The following is a 20,455-nucleotide window of genomic DNA, read 5'->3' as shown; positions in this document are numbered from 1 at the left end:
GACGACGTGACCAATCCCCCGCAATTCCCCACCCCCGACGATCCCCGGCCCACGGCCTCGCCGGCGTGCGGCGAGCCCGACCCGAACGCCTCCGGCCACGATCTGCGACGGATCGATGCCCTGACCCATCCCGACCCGCATGCCTTCCTCGGCGCTCACGACACCGGGACCGGTTTCACCGTGCTGCGGACGCTGCGTCCCACCGCGACGTCGGTCACCGCGGTCATCGGCGGCGTCGACTATCCGATGACCGCCCAGACCGACGATCTGTTCGTCGTCGCGGTCCCGATCGAGGGTCTCATCGACTACCGCTACCGCGTGGAGTATCCCGACGGCGCGGGCGGCCACGAGTCCTATGTCGTCGCCGACGGTTATCGCTTCCTGCCGAGCGTCGGCGAGACCGACCGCTACTTGTTCGGCGAGGGCCGCCACGAGCGTTTGTGGGAAATCCTCGGGGCGCGGCCGGTCAGCTACACCACTCCCGACGGCGAGGTGTCGGGGACCGCGTTCTCGGTGTGGGCTCCGAACGCCCACGGCGTGGCGGTGATCGGCGATTTCGACTGGACCGGGCGCACCGCGCCGATGAGATCGCTGGGCTCCAGCGGCATCTGGGAGGTCTTCCTGCCCGACATCGGCGCGGGCACCCAGTACAAGTTCAAGGTGCACGGCGCCGACGGGGTGATCCGGGAGAAGGCCGACCCGATGGCGTTGGGCACCAACGTGCCCCCGGCGACCGCGTCGGTGGTGACCACCTCGGCGCACGAGTGGTCCGACGACGCGTGGATCGCCACCCGTGCCGCCTCCGCACCGGCCACCGAACCGATGAGCATCTACGAGGTGCACCTCGGGTCGTGGCGAATGGGGTTGTCCTACCGGGAGATCGCCGAGCAACTCGGCGACTACCTCGTCGAAAAGGGCTTCACCCACGTCGAATTCCTGCCGGTCGCCGAGCACCCCTTCGGCGGCTCGTGGGGATATCAGGTCACCAGCTATTACGCGCCCTCGGCCCGGTTCGGCCACCCCGACGACTTCCGGTATCTCGTCGACCACCTGCATTCGCTCGGGATCGGCGTACTCGTCGACTGGGTGCCCGCCCACTTCCCCAAGGACGAATGGGCATTGGCGCGTTTCGACGGCACCGCCCTGTACGAACACGCCGACCCGATGCGCGGCGAGCAACTCGACTGGGGCACATACGTCTTCGACTTCGGCCGCCACGAGGTACGCAACTTCCTGGTCGCCAACGCGCTGTTCTGGTTCGACGAATTCCACATCGATGGCCTGCGCGTCGACGCGGTCGCCTCGATGCTCTACCTCGACTACTCGCGCCCGGCCGGCGGCTGGCGTCCCAACATCTACGGTGGGCGCGAGAACCTCGAGGCGGTGCAGTTCCTACAGGAGACCAATGCCACTGTGCACAAGCATTTCCCGGGCGTGGTCACGATCGCCGAGGAATCGACGGCATGGCCGGGCGTGACCCGCATGACCGATCTGGGCGGGCTGGGCTTCAGCTTCAAGTGGAACATGGGCTGGATGCACGACACGCTCGGCTACCTCGGGCGTGATCAGGTTCACCGCAGCTTCCACCACCACGAGATCACCTTCTCGATGATGTACGCGTGGAGCGAGAACTTCGTCCTGCCGCTCTCCCACGACGAGGTCGTCCACGGCAAGGGCACACTGTGGACCCGGATGCCCGGCGACTCGTTCACCAAGGCCGCCGGGGTCCGCGTGTTCCTGGCATATCAGTGGGCGCATCCGGGCAAGCAATTGCTGTTCATGGGACAGGAATTCGGTCAGACCGGCGAGTGGGCCGAGGACCGCAGCCTGGATTGGTCACAGATGTCGGGCTGGGAAGGCGAATTGCATTCGGGCATCTCGGCTCTCGTGACCGATCTCAACCGGGTCTACCGACAGACCCCGGCCTTGTTCAGCGCGGACACCGACCCGGCGGGTTACGAGTGGATCGACGCCAACGACACCGCCAACAACGTCATCAGCTTCCTTCGATACGGAGCGGACGGTTCGGTTCTCGCATGTCTGTTCAACTTCTCCGGCTCCGATCGCAGCAACTACCGCGTCGGGCTTCCGGTGGCGGGCACCTGGGCCGAGGTCCTCAACACCGATTCGTCGGCGTATTCGGGTTCCGGTCAGGGAAATCTCGGCAGCGTCGTCACCGACGACCAACCGTGGCATGCCCGTCCGGTCTCGGCGACGGTGATGCTCCCGGCGAACTCGGCGATCTGGCTGGCCCCGGTGCCGGTCGATTCCCCGACCCATTCCGCTCCAACGCCCCCGTGATCGCCCACGTCGGTTGAACCCCCGACGGCGCCGGGTCGAGATCCTCGACCCGGCGCCGTCGTCTGTGTGGCCTGCTGGACGCCTTGCGCTTTCACTATTCAGCGTTACTATGTACTAGTAGTCAGCAACACTGAGTAGTACTTCACACCCGAGTATCGGAGGACGCGTTGGGCAAACAAATGACCGAGATGCTCAAGGGCACGCTGGAGGGCATCGTCCTGGCGATCCTGAGTCTGCGCGCGGCCTACGGGTACGAGATCACCGCGGCACTGCGGGAACAGGGTTTCACCGACATCGCCGAGGGAACCGTCTACGCGTTGCTGTTGCGCATCGAGAAGCGCGGACTGGTCGACGTGGAGAAGGTGCCGTCGGAGAAGGGTCCGCCCCGAAAGGTGTACTCCCTCAACGTGTCCGGTCACGAGTACCTCGACGAGTTCTGGCGCACCTGGGATTTCCTCACCGACCGGCTCGACACACTTCACCACCGAAAGGAACAACCGTGATGCTCACCAAGATCATCGGCGACAAGAAACGTTGGCGCGCATACAAAGCGCGGAGGGACGCATTACCGGACCATCTGCGCACCGTCCTCGAGGCCGTCGAGCACTACATCTACTACTTCGCCTCCTCGGAGACCGATGCCCTGATGTCGTTGCTCACCGACCTCGCCGACCTCTTCGAGCAGGCCGCCGCCGACCGGACCCCGGTCGCCGACCTCGTCGGCGACGACCCGATCGAGTTCGCCGAGGGATTCCTGCGCAATTACCCGGAGGCGTCGTGGATCAGCAAGGAACGCAAGCGATTGACCACGGCGCTCGATCAGGCGATCGCCGCCGAGGCGAGCAACCCCGACACAGACACCCCGGAGCGTGAGAAATGACCGCCGAGCCCGCCATCTCCGTTGCCGGACTGCGTAAGTCGTTCAAGGAACTCGAGGTCCTGCGCGGGGTCGACTTCGAGGTGGCGCCCGGCAGCATCTTTGCCCTGCTCGGCTCCAACGGGTCGGGCAAGACCACCACGGTCAAGATCCTCACCACGCTTGCCCGGCCCGACGCCGGCACCATCCGGGTCCTGGGTCACGATGTCACCCGGCAGCCACAACTGGTACGCGAATCCATCAGCCTGACCGGACAATTCGCGGCGGTCGACGACATCCTCACCGCCCGCGAGAACCTCGTCCTCGTCGCCCGGTTGCGCCATCTACCCGACGCCGACGCCGTGGCCGAGCACCTGCTGGACCGGTTCTCGTTGATCGACGCCGCCGACCGTCGGGTCGCCACGTTCTCCGGCGGGATGCGACGACGACTCGACATCGCCATGAGCCTGATCGGCGAACCACCGGTCATCTTTCTCGACGAACCCACCACCGGACTGGATCCGCAAGCGCGCCTGGAGGTCTGGGAGTCGATCACCGACCTCGCCCGACGCGGTACCACGGTGCTGCTGACCACCCAGTACCTCGAGGAGGCCGAACACCTCGCCGACCGAATCGCGATCCTCCATCAGGGGCGCATCATCCAGAACGGCACCCTCGCCCAGCTCACCGCGCTCCTCCCGCCCGCCGAGGTCGAGTACGTCGTCAAGCAGCCCTCGCTCGAAGACGTCTTCCTCGCGGTGATCGGCGAGGACACCACCCGTACGACCAAGGAGCCGTGATGGCCACACATTTCGCCACCGACACCACTGCCCTACTCGGCCGCACCCTGCGGCATGTGACGCGCAGCCCGGACACGATCATCACCACCGCGGTCATGCCGATCGCCTTCCTGCTGCTGTTCGTCTACGTCCTCGGCGGTGCGATCCAGACCGGTTCGGGCCCCTACATCGACTACCTGTTGCCGGGCATCCTGCTGATCACGGTGGCGTCGGGGATCTCCTACACCGCGTTTCGGCTGTACTCGGACATGGCCGGTGGGATGGTCGAGCGCTTCCAATCCATGCCGATTGCACGCTCGGCGACCCTGTGGGCGCATGTGCTGACCTCGTTGCTGGCCAACATGGTGGCCGTGGCCATCGTGGTGCTGGTCGCGGTGGCAATGGGGTTCCGGTCGAGTGCCGGCGTCCTCGGGTGGCTCGCGGTGGCCGGCATCCTCGTCGTCTTCACCCTCGCGCTGACCTGGGTCGCGGTCATCCCCGGGCTCACCGCGAAGAGCGTCGACGGCGCGAGTGCATTCTCCTACCCGCTGATCTTCCTGCCGTTCATCAGCTCCGCATTCGTGCCGACCGAGTCGATGCCCGGACCGGTGCGGGCCTTCGCCGAGCATCAGCCGGTGACCTCGATCGTGAACAGCATTCGCGCACTGTTCGCCGGGCAGCCGGTCGGCGGCGACCTCTGGATCGCCCTGGGATGGTGCGTCGGCATCCTGGTGATCGCCTACGCCGCCGCGATGGTCGTCTACCGACGCAAGGTGTCGTGAACTCCATGACCCGCGCTCCGGCACGGCTCTGGTCGAACCGCTATCGGTTCAGCGCGGGTCGGACTCAGAACAGGGCACTCGCGAGCTTGCGCCGGGCGGCGACGACGAACGGCTCGGCCGGATCGAACAACTCGAAGAGCTCGAGCAGCCGGGTGCGGGCGCGGGTGCGGTCGTCACCGGCGGTCGCGCGCACCACCTCGATGATCCGATCGAATGCCGCCTCGGGCTGCTGGGCGAGCAGAAGCACGTCGGCCGCCGCCAGTTGCGCGTCGACATCTGCGGCCGCGGCGGTCTCCACGATGGCCGGATCGTGGGCCTGGGCCCGTAGCACGAACTCGAGGTTGCGTGCCGCCGAGGCGGCCTCGACGTTGTCGGGCTCGGCCTCCACGATGGCCCGGTACGCGCCGAGTGCGCCGTCGAAGTCCCCGGAGTCGAGCAACTCCTCGGCGGCGTCCATCCGTGGATCTGAGGCCTCGGGCTCCGGCTCGTCGGCGTCGGGCACCCCGGTGAGGTGACCGCCGACCTGGGAGAGGATCTCATCGATCCACGCGGTGATCTCCTGCTCGCTGCGTACCCCGTTGAACGCGGCGACCGGTTGGCCCGCGGCGATCGCCACGACCATCGGGATCGACTGCACGCGGAAGGCCTGGGCGATACGGGGATTGGCGTCGACGTCGACCTTGGCGAGCACCCACTGCCCGCCGGCCGAGGCCGCCATCCGCTCGAGCACCGGCGAGAGCTGCTTGCAGGGCTCACACCAGGTGGCCCACAGGTCGACGACGACGAGTTGCCGTGTCGACCGGGCGAGCACGTCGGTCTCGAAGGTCTCCTCGGTCACGTCCACCACCGATCCCGGCGAGGCGGAACCCGGCGAGCTCGGGCCGGATGCCGGCGGTCCGCCGGGAGCTGCGGAACGCTGTGGTTGCGCGCGTTGGGCTTCCGCGCGTTCCTTCAGTGCGGACAGGTCGACTGCACCGGACATCGCGACAGCTGCGGCCGCCTGCTGGGCTGCGGCTGCCTGTGCCCTGTTGGAAGGTCTGCTCACCCCTACAGTGTGTCATGACCGCGCGTCGCGCTCACACGCGTGAGGTGCGCTCACCTCTGTCGGGCGCGGCGACCACCCCGGCGGCCACGACCGCGAAAGCGAGGGCGACCAACACCGGTGTGAGGCCGAGACGCAGACTCGAGTGGCCGCTGATCACGCCGACGATCGCGGGCCCGGCGAGCATGCCGAGATAGCCACAGCCCACCACCATCGAGATCGCCCGCCCGCTCGAGTGCTCGGTGAGATTGCCCGCGGCGGTGAAGATCTGCGGGATGAGCCCGGCCAACCCGATGCCGAAGATCGTCCATCCGATGATCGCGACGATCGCCGAGGAGGTGGTCGGCGTCGACGGGACGAACACGATGACCATCCCGACGGCTCCGATGACCGCACCCCCACGCACCACCGACACCGGTCCCACACGTGCCGCGATGGGATCGACGACGAACCGGGCGACCATCATCGCCGCGCTGAAACTCGCGAATGCGATGGCGCCGACCGCCTCCCGGGTGCCGAAGGTCTCGACGACGTGCAACGCACTCCAGTCGTACGACGTGCCCTCGGCGAGCATCAGCACGAACGCCAATGCCGCCATCACCGACAGGCGTCGCAGGTCCACCTCGCGCCACCAGCGAACACGTGGGGCATCCGGCGAGGCCGGGACACCTGGTTGGGGCGACTCCGTGTCGGCGTCACCGCCGGGGGCGCCCTGCGCCGAAACCGAGACCGGGGCACCACCCCGGGCGACGATTCCCCGTGCCGCGACGGCAACCACGACCAGCCCGATGCCGGCGAGCACCGCCACCGTCGCCACCACCGGCCATTGAATCCACAGCCCCAGGGCCACCGCACCGGAACCGAGAAGTCCACCGACGGAGAAGAAACCGTGAAACGCCGACATGATCGGGCGTCGATAGATCCGTTCGACGACGACGGCCTGCGCGTTCATCGACACGTCGAGAGAACCGTTGGCGAACCCGAAGAGGGCGAGCGCGCAGGCGAGGCCGACCGGGTCGGTGGCCAGGACCGGACCCAGCATGGCCGGGCACAGGACGACCGCTGCGGCGATCGTGGTAGTTCGCGAGCCGACGCGGTCGATCAGATGCCCGCACACCTGCATCCCGACGAAGGCCGCCGCGCCCACGAGCAACAGCAACCCGCCCAACAACTCGTGCGAGGTGCCGGTGCGTTCGGTGATGACCGGGATGTGGGCCACCCAGAGCGCGGCCAGAAAGCCGTTGAGGCAGAAGATCGCGGTCACACCGGCACGAGATCGACCCAGATGCTCGGGCGCCGTCGACCGCCCGGAATCGGTCAATTCTCCAGATGGGCGTCGACCCGGGCGACCTTGCCCGCCAGTTCGCCGGTGTGCCCCGGCCGGATGTCGGCCTTGAGCACGAGCCCGACGCGCGGGGCGAGCGCCGCGACAGCTTCGGTGGCCTGCTTGACCACGGCCATCACCTCGTCCCAGTCACCCTCGATGTAGGTGAACATCGCGGTCGTCTGGTGCGGCAGTCCGGAGTGGCGAACCACGCGCACCGCCTGCGCCACCGCGGCGCTCATGCCGCCGTCGTCCTCGACCGCGTCGCCGCCCGACGGCGTGATGCTGAATGCGACGATCATCGTTGCGTCCCCATCAGCGGAGTATCTCAGGCAGCCGAGTATCTCAGGCAGCGGCCGCTGCGTTGCTCGTCGACTCCGACACCGACAGCTCGGCGAGGTGTCCGTTGCGCCGGGCCCACCACTCGAAGACCAGGGTCCCGAACGGCGGGATACTCGAGAACAGGGCCAGCCCGGTGACCTTCACGCTCCAGCGCAGGGAGAACGCGGTCAGCAGCGAGACCACGACGAACACCATGAACACGATCCCATGCGTCATGCCGGGGATCTGCACGGCCTCGTCGTGGCCGAGCACCCATTTGAAGAACATCGCCACGAGCAGCGCCGCCCACGTGATGGCTTCGAGCACGGCGACGAAGCGGAATCGTTTGGCGGGCGTGGACAGGTCGAAGAATTGCCTCATGCGCTCCATTGTGCCGGAGCCGCGGACAACCTACGACATCCCGTAGTAGCCGTACGCGATCCGACGTGACCCACATCACGGGCACCACGGGATGGTTGCGGTGTCGATCAGGCCCTGGAGGTCAGACCCGGGGAGATCAGACTCCGGCGCTCAGACCTCCGGCGATCAGGCTCTGGAGATCAGGCTCTGGAGATCAGGCCTTGGGAACCCGGACGATCAGCGCATCGCCCTGTCCACCGGCGCCACAGAGCGCCGCGGCGCCGACGCCGCCACCGCGCCGTTGCAGTTCCAGCGCCAGGTGCAGGGTGATGCGTGCTCCGGAGGTGCCGATCGGGTGGCCGACGGCGATCGCCCCGCCGTTGACGTTGACGATCGACTCATCGACGCCCAGGGACTTCGTCGAGGCCAGCCCGACGGCCGCGAACGCCTCGTTGATCTCGATGAGGTCGAGGTCGGTCGGCGCGATCCCGGCGCGGTCACAGGCCTTGCGGATGGCATTCGCGGGCTGCTGCTGCAGCGACGAATCCGGACCGGCGACGACGCCGTGCGGACCGATCTCGGCGAGCCAGTCGACGCCGAGTTCGGTGGCCTTGGCCTTGCTCATCACGACGACCGCGGCCGCCCCGTCGGAGATCTGCGAGGAGTTGCCCGCGGTGATGGTGCCGTCCTTGCGGAAGGCAGGTTGCAGGCCGGCCAGCGAATCGGCGGTGGTGTCGGCACGGATGCCCTCGTCCTCGGCGAACTCGATCGGATCGCCCTTGCGCTGCGGGATCGACACCGGAACCACCTCGTCGGCGAAGACACCGTTCTTCCAGGCCGTGGCGGCGAGCTGATGGCTGCGCGCAGCGAACTCGTCCTGCTCGGCGCGGGAGAACCCACGATATTCATTCCCCGTCGCTCCGCTCGCCCCGAGGTCGTTGCCCTGCTCGGTCAGCGCACCCATCGGCTGGTCGGTGAACGCGTCGAACAGGCCGTCGTAGGCCATGTGGTCGACGAGTTCGGTATTGCCGTACTTGAAGCCGCTACGGCTGCCCGGCAGTAGGTGCGGCGCCTGGGTCATCGATTCCTGACCGCCGGCGACCACCACGTCGAACTCCCCGGCGCGGATCAGCTGGTCGGCGAGTGCAATCGAGTCGATTCCCGACAGGCACATCTTGTTGATCGTCAGCGCGGGTACGTCCCACCCGATGCCGGCCTTGACCGAGGTCTGGCGTGCCGGCATCTGTCCGGCACCGGCGGTCAGGACCTGACCCATGATCACGTACTGAACCTCCGAGGCGGCCACCCCCGAGCGCTCGAGCGCACCCTTGATGGCGATGGCACCGAGGTCGACGGCACTGAAACCCTTGAGAGAGCCGAGCATCCGGCCGAACGGCGTGCGTGCGCCGGCGACGATCACCGACGTCGTCTGATCTGGGGACATGGGGACCTCCACGACTCTGACCGCGGCACCAACCGAGCGGTCGCTCTGTATTTTGTCGCCTCTAACGCTACCGTTAGGCCATGAGTACTTCCGCAGCTGACCCCGCCACCACCGCCCAATCCCCGGCCGCACTGATCTCCGATCTCGTCCTCGCGATCGATCACGTCGGCATCGCCGTGCCCGATCTCGACGCCGCCAAGCAGTGGTACGCCGACAATCTGGGATTCGTCGAGCTCCACGAGGAGACCAACGACGAGCAGGGCGTGCGTGAGGCGATGATCGGCCCGCAAGGAGGTGACGGTGCCGTCATCCAACTCCTCGCGCCGCTGACCCCGGAGTCGACCATCGCGAAATTCCTCGATCGCAACGGCCCCGGCCTGCAGCAGCTCGCGGTACGGGTCACCGACGTCGTGGCGGTGATGGACCGCTTGACCGCGAACGGCGTCCGCGTGCTGTACCCACAGCCGCGTCGCGGCACCGCCGGCTCCCGGATCAACTTCGTACACCCCAAGGACGCCGGCGGGGTGCTCCTCGAACTGGTCGAGCCCGCGGCGTCTGCCCACTGAGACCACCGGGTCGTCTGCGTGGCCGGGGAGGGACCTTCGTCCTCCTCGGCACGTGCGGGTGCTGCGATTAGACTGGCCCGCATGTCAGCCCCTGCACCCAAGCAGCAGTTACCGTTCGCGATCGTGATGCGCGGGTACGACCGAGAACAGGTCGCCGACCGCCTCCGGCGCATCGACGCCGACATGCGGGTGCTGGCCGCGGATCGCGACGCGGCCACCGCGCATGCCCGCGAACTCGCGGCGCACCTGGCCGATGCCCGCGACGAGATCGAGGAGTTGCGCCGCGAGGTCGACAAGCTGTCGGTGCCGCCGACGTCGGTCACCGGCATGAGTGAACGCCTCTCACGGATGTTGCAGCTGGCCTCCGACGAGGCCTCGGAGATGCGTGCCGAGGCGAGTGCCGAAGCGGCCGAGACGGTGTCCGTGGCTCGCCAGGAGGCCGAGGACACCCAGCGCAACGCCGCCGAGGAGGCCCAGCGGATCGTCGCCGACGCGCGCGCCCGGGCGAGCAAGATCGTCGGTGACGCCGACGAGTACTCGGCGAAGACGCGCAACGAGGCCGACGCCATCAAGGCCGAGGCCGCCGCGGACGCCGAACGCGCTGCCGCCGAACGCGCCGACCGCGCCGCCGCAATGGAGTCCGAACACGAGAAGACGATGGCCGCAGCCAAGGCCGAGGCGCAACGGATCCTCACCAAGGCGCGCACCGAGACCGAGGATCTCCGGCGCCGCACGGCACAGGAGTTGCAGGACGCGCGGACTCAACACGACGCGGAACTGTCCGCCCAGCGATCTGAGGCGAACGCCCTCGCCGCCGACATCGAGAGCACCGCGCGGGCCATCGCCACCGAACGGGTGGCGCGCTCGCGCGAACTCGGCGACCGCGTCACGAAGGCACGCGACGAGATCGTCTCCGAGTTCTCGCGGATCTCCGAGCGTCTCGCCGAACTCCCGGCGTTGTTGAACACCGAGGTCGATGCCGAGCTGACCACCGCGTCCGAACACAGCGACGCCGAACTGCTCAACACCCTGTTGTCACGCGACGCGCAAATCGACACCGAGCCGTTCCAGAAGGCCACCGGCCACAACGGCCGCCACGCAGGCAAGCGCGCCGATACCGCACCGATCCATACCGCCCCACTCGAGGTCGAGCAGAACTGATCGGCTGAGCACAACCGATCAGAACAGTCGGAACTCCGTGCTCTCGGCCCCGCGGAGTGCGTCGTAATCGAGTACGAGACAACGGATTCCGCGGTCCTGGGCCAGGGTGCGCGCCTGCGGCTTGATCTGCTGCGCGGCGAAGACCCCGCTCACCGGGGCGAGGAGCGGATCGCGGTTCAGCAATTCGAGATACCGCGTGAGCTGCTCGACACCATCGATCTCGCCGCGCCGCTTGATCTCCACTGCGACGGTCGCGCCGTCGGCGTCGCGCGCAAGGATGTCGACCGGGCCGATCGCCGTCATGTACTCCCGGCGGATGAGGGTGTGGCCGGGGCCCAGGGTCTCGACATGTTCGGCGAGCAACTCCTGCAGATGGGCCTCGACGCCGTCCTTCACCAGCCCCGGATCGACGCCGAGTTCGTGGGTCGAATCGTGTTCGATCGAGGTGATGGTGATCCGCAACTCCTCACCGGCCTTGTTGGTCACCACCCAGTAGGCGACCACCTCGTCGTGCGCGCAGGCGACCTCTTCGGGCACCGGCTCCTCGGCCAGCCAGCAGGGCGGACTCATCCAGTTCAGCGGCTTGTAGGCGCGGTCGTCGGCGTGCACGCTCAACGACCCGTCGGACTTGATGAGCAGCAACCGACGCGCCATCGGCAGATGGGCCGTGAGCCGTCCGACATAGTCCACTTGGCATTCCGCGATCACCAGACGCACAGTCGGCAGCTTAACTGCTCGCCCTACGTCTCGAAGAACCCCACTCCGAGTGCGGCGGCGGAAATCCCGTCCGGTGATCCGCGGCCGAAACACGCACACGTCACGGGCGCCGAAAGGACTCCAGCTGGAATTCCTCGGCGTCGCGGACCGCGGCCTCCATCGTCGAGTGCACGTGCGGCAGGGTGGGATCGAGACCCCGGAGTTGTTCGGGCGCATTCAGATTCGGCACCACGAAGTCGGAGCGATGACTGTCCACGCTCTCCCGTACCACGCCATCGGGATCGACGAGCATGGCGCGCTGCCCGCGCACATCGGTGGTGTGTTTGATACCGAGCAGCATCGTCCGGGCGACCGGATCGATCACCCCGACGCGCGAGATCTCGACGATTGCGACATCGAGGTCGTCGAGATCGGACTCGATGCGACGCAGGGCACGCTCGGCGCCGGCGAAGGTCAGATCCCCCTGCAGTTCATATACCCGTACCCGGTCGCGACAGGTTCGCAGGTAACTGCGCTGCAGTTCGTCCCAGTCCGCGCCGACCTCGAACTCACCGATCGAGTACACCGACCGGATGGACACCCGGCTCTCGCGCGTCACATTGAACATGTGCAGGCCCAGGTCGCGGGACAACCGGCGACAGGTATCGACACCGCGGACGCTGTTGCCGTGCTGATCGAGGCGCGGTGAGTACACACCGATCCCGAGTTGGCCGGGGAGCACCGCCAGGATGCCGCCACCGACCCCACTCTTGGCCGGCAGACCCACCGAGGTGACCCAGTCCCCTGCGCCGTCGTACATGCCGCACGTGGTCATCACACTCAACAGCCGCTGGGCCACCTCGTTGCTCAGCACCCGCCGACCGGTGCGCGGATTGACCCCGCCCGCGGCGATCGTCGCGGCGATCGCGGCGAGGTCGTCGCTGGTCACCCGCAGCGAACATTGACGGAAGTAGAGGTCGAGGGCCGCCTCGGGGTCGGTGTCGACCGCGCCGAAACTGTCGAGCATGTAGACGATGGCGCGATTACGGGAACCGGTGGCGGCCTCGGAGGCGTAGACCTGCTCATCGATCGTCAGATGTCGCCCGGCGCAACCGGAGTAGAACTCGACGAGTTCGTCGAACGCCTTGTCCACGGCACCGGCCGGCAGCGACCGGACCGGCGGCAACAGCATCGACGACGCCAGGATCGCGCCGGCATTGATCATCGGATTACGCGGACGGCGCCGCTCGTCCACGCTGATCTCGTTGAACGCCTCGCCCGACGGCTCGACGCCGATCTTCGCATCCACCTCCGCCACATCGAGGCGGGTCAGCGCGAGCGCATAGGTGAGCGGCTTGGACACCGATTGGATGGTGAACTCGACGCCGACGTCACCGAGCGAATAGGTGTTGCCGTCGTGCATGCACATCGACAGGGCGTAGCCATCGGCGTCGACGGCGGCGAGTTCGGGGATGTAGTCGGCAACCGCTCCGGAACGATCGGGCGCGCATTCATCCATGATGTGGCGCAGGTATCCGTGGACATGGGAGATCGGCACGGCACCAATCTATCCGGTGCGGCAGTCATCCCGCGCCGATCCCGCGGCGAGGCGGACCGCTGACATCGACGGCGGGCGCCGCCCATCAGTTCGGGGCGAAACGCGTGTCACGCACCACCACACCGTCAGCGAAGCGGTACGGGTTGGCACACAGCAGACCGCCGAAATGCTTACGGAGACGGGAGATCTCGGCTCTCACGGTAATCGTGCGGTCGGCGACGCCGAAGAGGTTCTGCGACAGTTCGGCCGCGCGAAGCCCACCGGGTTGCGCGGCGGCGAGCATACCGAGAATCTGCGCATGCCGAGGCGAGAGGCGTTGGGTCCAGCTGCCGGCGAATCCCTCGACGCGCACCACCACGCCGGTGCCGTCGGCGCCGATCACCACCTCGGTGGGCCGGCTCGGATCGGTGGCCTCAACCGTCCGGAGCAGCCATCCTCCGGGCAGTGGTTCGATCTCGCACAGGCCGAGGTCGGGTACGGCCGTGCGGCCGGGTGCGAGTCCCGTCGGGATGCTCAGTCGCGCCCGCGGTGCCACCGATCCCACTGCGGCCACCCAGCCGTCGCGGTCGACGGCCATGGCCGGACCCTCGGTCCGCGCGAGTATGGGCGCGGCGACCGCCCGGAGCTGGTCGAGAACGCGTCGATGGTGTTCGCGCAGCCGGGATTCGGCGAGCCGGGCAACGGTGTCGACCAGGGCCAGCGTGGTCGGGTGGATCGTGGCCGCCGGACCACTGACGTCGACCACCCCGAGCACGTCGCCGCTGCGTGGATTGCGGATGGGCGCACCCGCACAGGTCCATGTGTGATGGGTGCGCACGAAGTGCTCCGCGGAGAACACCTGAACCGCCCGCCCCGACTCGAGGGCGGTGCCGATTGCGTTGGTACCCACCGACGATTCCGCCCAGCACGCACCCTCGACGAAACCGAGCCGGTCGGCCCGATGCAGCACCTGGTTGGCACCGCTGCGCCAGAGCACATGCCCGGCCGCGTCGGCGACGACGAGAATGTTGTGGCCGTCGGAGATCACCGCATCGAGGCCGAAGGTCAGGTCGTCGAGGACCTCGTGCAGTCCCGACTCGTTTCGACGCACCTCGATCTCGGCCACGTCGAGAGTTGCCGCATCCGGACCGTGGTCGGGGTCGACCCCGGCGCCGAGGACACGTCCCCACGATTCGCTGATGACCTGCCGGGGACGGGCCGGCGGCTTGTCGCCCGCCATCGCTGCGTCGTACACCGCCGAGAGGACAGCCGCGAACTGGCGCGGATCGTCGCCGGCGGCGACGGCGGGCTCGAGTCCGGCTGGCAGTGTCGACACCTCACGATTGTGCGCTCGGTCACAGCCAATTCGCAAAGACCCCACCGGGGTTGCATCGGGTTGCAGTCCCGTGCCCCGCACGTCGCAACTGCCCCGCACGTCGCAACGGGATGCAACCCTTGCCGTCACGCACTGCCGGCGCGTGTGCTGTGAGTCACATCAGAGATGACCGAAGGGAGCTGGCATGACCCAGACACTCGAACCCGATGTGGCGACCGCCGCAGACCAACCGCCCACACCACAACAGCGCGCCACCCGGTGGCTCGATCGATTCGAGACCGCACTCGCCGCACGCGACATCCCGGCAGTGACCTCGATGTTCGCGACGGACTCGTTCTGGCGCGACCTGGTGTCGTTCACCTGGAATCTGAAGACGGTCGAGGGCCGCGAGCAGATTGCCGACATGCTCGGCGAGCGCCTTTCCGACACCGCCCCGTCGGGCTTTGCCACCAGCGAACCGGCCACCGACGACGAGGGGGTGGTCTCGGCGTTCATCGAGTTCGAGACGGCGACCGGCCGGGGCGTCGGGCATCTGCGTCTACGACCCGACGCCGACTCCGGCGAGGACCAGGCGTGGACCCTGCTGACGACCCTGCAGGAACTCAAGGGCCACGAGGAACACAGCGGCCCGACCCGGGTCATGGGAGCGGTTCACGGATCCGACCCCGACACCCGATCCTGGGCGGAGCGCAAGGCCGACGAGGAGGCCGAGTTGGGGCGCACGCGTCAGCCGTATGTCCTCGTCGTCGGTGGCGGTCAGGGCGGCATCGCACTCGGCGCCCGACTACGCCAGCTCGGCGTTCCGTCGATCGTCATCGACCGTCATGATCGCCCCGGCGATCAGTGGCGCAACCGCTACAAGTCGCTGTGCCTGCACGATCCGGTCTGGTACGACCACCTGCCGTATCTCCCCTTCCCGGGGAACTGGCCGGTCTTCGCACCCAAGGACAAGATCGGCGACTGGCTCGAGTTCTACACGCGGGTCATGGAGGTGCCCTACTGGTCGAAGACGACGTGCGAATCGGCGACCTACGACGAGGACGAGGGCCGCTGGACCGTCGAGATCGATCGCGACGGCGAGCATCTGACCCTGCACCCCGATCAGCTGGTCCTGGCGACCGGTATGTCGGGCAAGGCCAACGTGCCCACCTTCCCCGGCCAGGACGTGTTCACCGGTGAGCAGCACCATTCCAGTCAACACCCCGGGCCCGACGGCTACGTCGGCAAGAAGGTGGTGGTGATCGGCTCCAACAACTCCGCGCACGACATCTGTAAAGCTTTGGTGGACAACGGCATCGATACGACCATGGTGCAGCGGTCCTCGACGCACATCGTGAAATCCGACTCGCTGATGGAGATCGGTCTCGGCGCCCTGTACAGCGAGCAGGCGGTGGCGGGCGGGATGACCACCAAGAAGGCCGACCTGACCTTCGCCTCGTTGCCCTACCGGATCATGCACGAGTTCCAGATCCCGCTGTACGACCAGATCCGCGAACGCGACAAGGATTTCTACGCTCGCCTCGAGGCGGCAGGCTTCGACCTGGACTTCGGTGACGACGACTCGGGCCTGTTCATGAAGTACCTGCGGCGCGGCTCGGGCTACTACATCGACGTCGGCGCCTGCGAACTCGTTGCCGACGGCACCATCACACTCGAGCACGGCGACGTCGACCATCTCACCGAGAACAGTGTCGTTCTCGCCGACGGCACCGAGTTGCCGGCCGACGTCGTGGTCTACGCGACCGGCTACGGCTCGATGAACGGGTGGGCCGCGGACCTGATGGGCCAGGAGATCGCCGACAAGGTCGGCAAGGTGTGGGGACTGGGGTCCGAGACCACCAAGGATCCCGGGCCGTGGGAAGGCGAACAGCGCAACATGTGGAAGCCGACGCAGCAGCCCGGTCTGTGGTTCCACGGCGGCAATCTGCATCAGTCGCGGCACTATTCGCTGTATCTGGCGCTGCAGCTCAAGGCGCGGTATGAGGGAATTCCCACCCCGGTGTACGGCTTGCAAGAGGTCCATCATCTGAGCTGAGTTGCCGCCGACGCCGAGCCGGGACGCTTCGGGAATCCCCGCGGCGGCCCGGCTCGCGTCGTGTCCGTATTCGGAACCCACACGCGTGTGCCAGACGCGTGTGCCGGGCGCGCGAGAGTGAGAGCATCGAAGCGCACACCCCGAACACCGCCGATCGGAGCCGCCATGCCCTCCCGCAAACTGCTCGCCGCCTATCTCCCGACGCCGGGCGGCGAGGACGCGCTGGCCCTCGGGATCGCTCTCGCCGGTCCGTTCCATGCAGCACTCGACGTCTGCATGGTCCTGCCCCCACCACCGCAGGGCGGCGACGGCGGCGCCGACGCCGACCCGGTCCGGAAGACCACGGAGATGTTGGACGCCCAAGCCGCCGACTGGTTGTCGGAGGCGGTCGGCCGCATTCCCGACGAGGTGGTCGCCGAGGGGCACATCGCCTTTCACGAGAACGCCGCCGAGGGCCTGGTGGCCGAGGCCGAGTCGACCGGAAGCGCGGCCATCATCGTCGGCGGTTCGGGAGGGGGCATCCGAGGACGTCACGCACTCGGATCGGTGGTCAACGACCTGCTGCACATCTCGACGAAGCCGGTGGTGATCACGCCGCTCGGGGCACAGGAAACCGCCCGCCCGCCGCGTCGGATCACCTGTGCCATCGGCCGCCGGCCCGGGGCGACACCACTGCTGCGCGCCGCGGTCGACGCGTGTTCGCGGTCCGGTCTCCCTTTGCGTCTGGTCTCGTTGGTCACCAGCGACGATGCCACGGCCCATCGCGACGGTGACAAGACAGGAGATGACGAGAAACAAGCAGTGGCCCACGCCACCGAACAGCTCGCCGAGCATGTGGCGACCATCGGCGCACAACTGCCCGACGGTCAGGAGATCACCTCCGAGGTGATCACGGGCGACACCATCGAGGATGCCGTCGCATCGCTGGAGTGGACCGCCGAGGACATCATTTTCGTCGGCTCCAGCCGCCTCGCTCGCCCACAGCAACTGTTCTTCGGGGCGACGGCGTCGAAGATGCTGCGTGCGTTGGCCATTCCCATGGTCGTGGTACCCAAGGATCCCGACTGAGCGGACACCCTCCCGAGTGGCTTCACCATGATGTCCAGCGGCAGGGGCGTCGATTCGACACGGTGGCTGGTGCGTTCCGGACGTGATGCGGCGCACAGTGGGGTTCGTGATCCGAAACGGGCGGATCCGACGTAACGAACCCTGACCGATGGGAGCCCACATCATGACCACCGGCCGCACACTGCTGGTCGCCTACCTGTCCACGCCGGGCGGACAGGACGCACTGGCACTCGGCGTCGTCCTCGCACGATCCCTGCACGCCGACCTCGACGTCTGCATGGTCCTGCCGCCGCCGTCTGCGACGGCACAGATCGCAGCCACCGGCAACGCCGACTTCGCGGAAATCCTCGACGAACAGGCAACACGATGGCTCACTGAAGCCACCGACCGGGTTCCCGACGACGTCACCGCCACCACCCGGGTCGCCTTCCACGACAATGCCGCCGAAGGACTGGTGGCCGAAGCACAGGCGACCGACTGCGCGGCGATCGTGGTGGGCGGATCCGGAGGCGGACTGGTCGGACGCCACTCACTCGGGTCGGTCGTCAACGACGTCTTGCACGCGTCGACGACACCGGTGGTGCTGACGCCACGCGGTAGCCGGGACATGGCGTGCGCACCGCGTCGGATCACCTGTGCCATCGGCCGACGGCCGGGTACCGCACCATTGGTGCGTGCCGCCGTCGACGCGTGCGCCCGTACCGGATTGCCGTTGCGGCTGGTCTCCCTGGTCACCGATGACGACCACGTGACCCCCTGGCGCCGCGACGCCGACGACGATGCCGCGCGCGCTGCCGCAGCTGCCCACCTCGCCGACGTCCTCGCCCAGGCACGCGCCGAGCTCGGTGACGACCATCCGATCACCTCGGCCGTCGTACCCGCCCGCACCACCGAGGACGCCATCACCTCGCTGCACTGGGAGGACGGCGACCTGATCTTCGTCGGTTCGAGCCGACTCGCCCAGCCCCGCCACCTGTTCCTCGGCTCGACTGCAGCAAAGATGTTGCGCGCGTTGTCGGTTCCGATGATCGTCGTTCCGAAGGACGCCTGATGAAACCCAACGATCCCGCCGTGTCTCGCCCCGCTGCCACCCCGACGATTCCCGACTCCCACCTCGCCAACGAGAAGGGACTCGCCACCGGCAAGGTGGGTGTGCTCTCCGGGGCGATCCTCGGGATCTCGACGGTGGCTCCCGGCTACACCCTCACCGCCAGCATCGGTTTGATCGTCGCAGCGGTCGGTCTGAAGATGCCGGCGATCTTCATCGCCGGGTTCATCCCGATGTTCCTGACCGCCTACGCCTACCGTGAGCTCAACTCCGACACCCCGGACTGTGGCGCCTCGTTCACCTGGTCGACCAAGGCCTTCGGGCCCTACGTCGGCTGGATGTGTGGATGGGGCATGGTGGTGGCGACGATCATCGTGCTCTCGAATCTGGCGGCGATCGGCGTGCAATTCTTCTACCTGATCATCGCCCAGATCGCCGACCGCCCCTCGATCGCCGATCTCGGAACGAACAAGCTCGTCAACATCCTCACCACGCTTGTTCTCCTGGCAATCGCCACCTGGGTGTCGATGCACGGGATCACCACCAGCGAACGTATCCAGTACGTGCTCGTGGGCTTTCAGATCATCGTGCTATTCGCCTTCGCGATCATCGCTTTCGTCAAGGTCGGCGCCGGCGACGCCCCCGCCGGCTTGTCCTTCGACATCGATTGGTTCAACCCGTTCACCGGTTTGACGATCTCGGCATTCGCCGTCGGACTCACCGGCTCGATCTTTGCGTTCTGGGGGTGGGACACCTGTCTCACCCTCGGTGAGGAGTGCAAGGACCCGCAACGCACCCCGGGGCGCGCCGGAATCCTCTGTGTCCTGTCGATCCTGCTCACCTATCTGCTGGTCGCGGTCGCGGTGATGATGTACGCCGGCGTCGGCACCGACGGGGTCGGTCTGGGTTCGGAGGCCAACGCCGAGAACGTCTTCGGTGCCCTGGCCACACCGATCCTCGGTCGATGGGGCGGATTGTTGCTCTTCGCCGCGATCCTGGTGTCATCGATCGCGAGCTTGCAAACGACGTTTCTCCCCGTCGCCCGCACCATGCTCGCGATGGGCACGTACGGCGCATTCCCGAAGAAGGTCGCCGAGATCCATCCGCGATTCCTGTCGCCGGCGTTCGCCGCACTGGTGGCCGGGATCGTGACGGCAGTGTTCTACACGGTGGTGACGGTGCTGTCCGAACGCACATTGATCGACACGATCGCCGCCTTGGGCATCATGATCTGCTGGTACTACAGCATCACCGCATTCGCCTGCGTGTGGTACTTCCGGCGCACGCTGTTCTCGTCCGCACGGAACTTCGTCTACCGCTTGCTGTTCCCGTTTCTCGGTGGACTCGCACTCATCGTCGTGTTCGTCATCTCGGTCGGCGAGAGCATGAATCCCGACAATGGCAGTGGCGCGTCCATTTTCGGTATCGGCCTGGTCTTCTACATCGGATTCGGACTGCTCGCCGTCGGTGCTGTGGTGATGATCTATCTTCGCGCACGCCATCCTGCGTTCTTCCGCGGTGAGACACTGCCACACACGACGCCCGAGGAATCGGTACCAGCGCAGTAAGTCGGTGGGAGTTTGTGTGTCGACTTCGACGTTGTGTGTCCTGCAGGGCACACAACGTCGGAGCCGGCACACATACACATGTGTGGTCGAGCTGTGTGCGACCGGGCGTCGAGTAATAAGGGTTGAATGGGTGATGCCCCGCAACACTAGGTGTTGCGGGGCATCCCTGAAAGTAATGTTCGGCGGTGTCCTACTCTCCCACACTGATTAGGGTGCAGTACCATTGGCGCT

The 20,455-nt window shown here is 67.1% G+C and carries 19 protein-coding genes; 11 read left to right on the top strand and 8 right to left on the bottom strand.

Annotation, left to right across the window (positions count from 1 at the left end):
* Window positions 1-6 precede the first annotated feature (6 nt).
* The 5 genes from glgB (at window position 7) to P3L18_RS24845 (ending at window position 4,718) form a co-directional block, all read left to right on the top strand.
* The gene (gene glgB / locus P3L18_RS24865; protein ID WP_020171631.1) at window positions 7-2,301 is read left to right on the top strand and encodes a 1,4-alpha-glucan branching protein GlgB; all 2,295 of its coding nucleotides are present in this window, start codon (window positions 7-9) and stop codon (window positions 2,299-2,301) included.
* 167 nt (window positions 2,302-2,468) lie between these two features.
* On the top strand, window positions 2,469-2,804 hold the full coding sequence (locus tag P3L18_RS24860) for a PadR family transcriptional regulator (RefSeq protein WP_276115569.1): 336 nt from the start codon (window positions 2,469-2,471) through the stop codon (window positions 2,802-2,804).
* Window positions 2,804-3,181: a DUF1048 domain-containing protein gene (locus P3L18_RS24855; protein WP_006371581.1), complete on the top strand. Its 378-nt coding sequence runs from the start codon at window positions 2,804-2,806 to the stop codon at window positions 3,179-3,181. Before P3L18_RS24860 ends, P3L18_RS24855 begins: the two co-directional genes overlap by 1 nt.
* Window positions 3,178-3,957: an ATP-binding cassette domain-containing protein gene (locus P3L18_RS24850; RefSeq protein ID WP_006371582.1), complete on the top strand. Its 780-nt coding sequence runs from the start codon at window positions 3,178-3,180 to the stop codon at window positions 3,955-3,957. The genes P3L18_RS24855 and P3L18_RS24850 overlap by 4 nt, the downstream gene beginning before the upstream one ends.
* Window positions 3,957-4,718 carry an ABC transporter permease gene (locus tag P3L18_RS24845; RefSeq protein WP_276115568.1) on the top strand — a complete coding sequence of 254 codons (762 nt, stop codon included), beginning with the start codon at window positions 3,957-3,959 and terminating at the stop codon, window positions 4,716-4,718. Before P3L18_RS24850 ends, P3L18_RS24845 begins: the two co-directional genes overlap by 1 nt.
* Before the next feature lie 64 nt (window positions 4,719-4,782).
* Here the strand turns inward: P3L18_RS24845 and P3L18_RS24840 are convergent, their stop codons facing one another.
* From P3L18_RS24840 to P3L18_RS24820, 5 genes are all read right to left on the bottom strand, one after another.
* Window positions 4,783-5,700, bottom strand: coding sequence for a tetratricopeptide repeat protein (locus P3L18_RS24840; protein ID WP_020171635.1), 918 nt, complete (start codon window positions 5,698-5,700; stop codon window positions 4,783-4,785).
* Window positions 5,701-5,794: 94 nt separating this feature from the next.
* Window positions 5,795-7,081, bottom strand: coding sequence for an MFS transporter (locus P3L18_RS24835; protein ID WP_276115567.1), 1,287 nt, complete (start codon window positions 7,079-7,081; stop codon window positions 5,795-5,797).
* Window positions 7,078-7,386 (bottom strand): thiamine-binding protein, encoded by a 309-nt coding sequence (locus P3L18_RS24830; RefSeq protein ID WP_276115565.1) that lies wholly within the window; start codon window positions 7,384-7,386, stop codon window positions 7,078-7,080. Before P3L18_RS24830 ends, P3L18_RS24835 begins: the two co-directional genes overlap by 4 nt.
* Window positions 7,387-7,429: 43 nt before the next feature.
* The gene (locus tag P3L18_RS24825; protein ID WP_014359651.1) at window positions 7,430-7,795 is read right to left on the bottom strand and encodes a DUF3817 domain-containing protein; all 366 of its coding nucleotides are present in this window, start codon (window positions 7,793-7,795) and stop codon (window positions 7,430-7,432) included.
* 184 nt (window positions 7,796-7,979) lie between these two features.
* A complete protein-coding gene (locus P3L18_RS24820; RefSeq protein WP_079929362.1) occupies window positions 7,980-9,209 on the bottom strand; it encodes an acetyl-CoA C-acetyltransferase in 1,230 nt (409 codons plus the stop codon).
* Between the two features lie 80 nt (window positions 9,210-9,289).
* Between P3L18_RS24820 and mce the strand changes: the two genes are divergently transcribed.
* Window positions 9,290-9,775 carry a methylmalonyl-CoA epimerase gene (mce, locus tag P3L18_RS24815; protein WP_020171638.1) on the top strand — a complete coding sequence of 162 codons (486 nt, stop codon included), beginning with the start codon at window positions 9,290-9,292 and terminating at the stop codon, window positions 9,773-9,775.
* Between the two features lie 81 nt (window positions 9,776-9,856).
* Complete coding sequence (locus P3L18_RS24810) at window positions 9,857-10,936, top strand: hypothetical protein (RefSeq protein ID WP_276115564.1); 1,080 nt, start codon at window positions 9,857-9,859, stop codon at window positions 10,934-10,936.
* Between the two features lie 18 nt (window positions 10,937-10,954).
* Here the strand turns inward: P3L18_RS24810 and nucS are convergent, their stop codons facing one another.
* The 3 genes from nucS to P3L18_RS24795 all read right to left on the bottom strand — a co-directional run bounded on the left by nucS (window position 10,955) and on the right by P3L18_RS24795 (window position 14,505).
* Entirely contained in the window at window positions 10,955-11,653 is a 699-nt protein-coding gene (gene nucS / locus P3L18_RS24805; RefSeq protein WP_265077847.1) for an endonuclease NucS, read from the bottom strand.
* 100 nt (window positions 11,654-11,753) lie between these two features.
* Window positions 11,754-13,190, bottom strand: coding sequence for a glutaminase A (gene glsA, locus P3L18_RS24800; RefSeq protein WP_006371592.1), 1,437 nt, complete (start codon window positions 13,188-13,190; stop codon window positions 11,754-11,756).
* Between the two features lie 85 nt (window positions 13,191-13,275).
* Window positions 13,276-14,505 carry a GAF domain-containing protein gene (locus P3L18_RS24795; protein ID WP_035728495.1) on the bottom strand — a complete coding sequence of 410 codons (1,230 nt, stop codon included), beginning with the start codon at window positions 14,503-14,505 and terminating at the stop codon, window positions 13,276-13,278.
* Between the two features lie 184 nt (window positions 14,506-14,689).
* Here P3L18_RS24795 and P3L18_RS24790 point away from each other — a divergent pair, with 184 nt between their 5' ends.
* From P3L18_RS24790 to P3L18_RS24775, 4 genes are all read left to right on the top strand, one after another.
* Window positions 14,690-16,540 carry an NAD(P)/FAD-dependent oxidoreductase gene (locus P3L18_RS24790; RefSeq protein ID WP_276115563.1) on the top strand — a complete coding sequence of 617 codons (1,851 nt, stop codon included), beginning with the start codon at window positions 14,690-14,692 and terminating at the stop codon, window positions 16,538-16,540.
* Between the two features lie 165 nt (window positions 16,541-16,705).
* The gene (locus tag P3L18_RS24785) at window positions 16,706-17,608 is read left to right on the top strand and encodes a universal stress protein (protein WP_006371595.1); all 903 of its coding nucleotides are present in this window, start codon (window positions 16,706-16,708) and stop codon (window positions 17,606-17,608) included.
* A gap of 163 nt (window positions 17,609-17,771) precedes the next feature.
* Window positions 17,772-18,659 (top strand): universal stress protein, encoded by an 888-nt coding sequence (locus P3L18_RS24780; RefSeq protein WP_035728497.1) that lies wholly within the window; start codon window positions 17,772-17,774, stop codon window positions 18,657-18,659.
* Window positions 18,659-20,224 carry an APC family permease gene (locus tag P3L18_RS24775; RefSeq protein ID WP_276115561.1) on the top strand — a complete coding sequence of 522 codons (1,566 nt, stop codon included), beginning with the start codon at window positions 18,659-18,661 and terminating at the stop codon, window positions 20,222-20,224. The genes P3L18_RS24780 and P3L18_RS24775 overlap by 1 nt, the downstream gene beginning before the upstream one ends.
* Window positions 20,225-20,455 lie beyond the last annotated feature (231 nt).

The sequence above is a fragment of the Gordonia sp. N1V genome (assembly GCF_029269935.1).
Classification (GTDB): domain Bacteria; phylum Actinomycetota; class Actinomycetes; order Mycobacteriales; family Mycobacteriaceae; genus Gordonia; species Gordonia polyisoprenivorans.
Note: the sequence above shows the minus strand (reverse complement) of the source record. Positions and strands in the feature narration are given on the sequence as shown.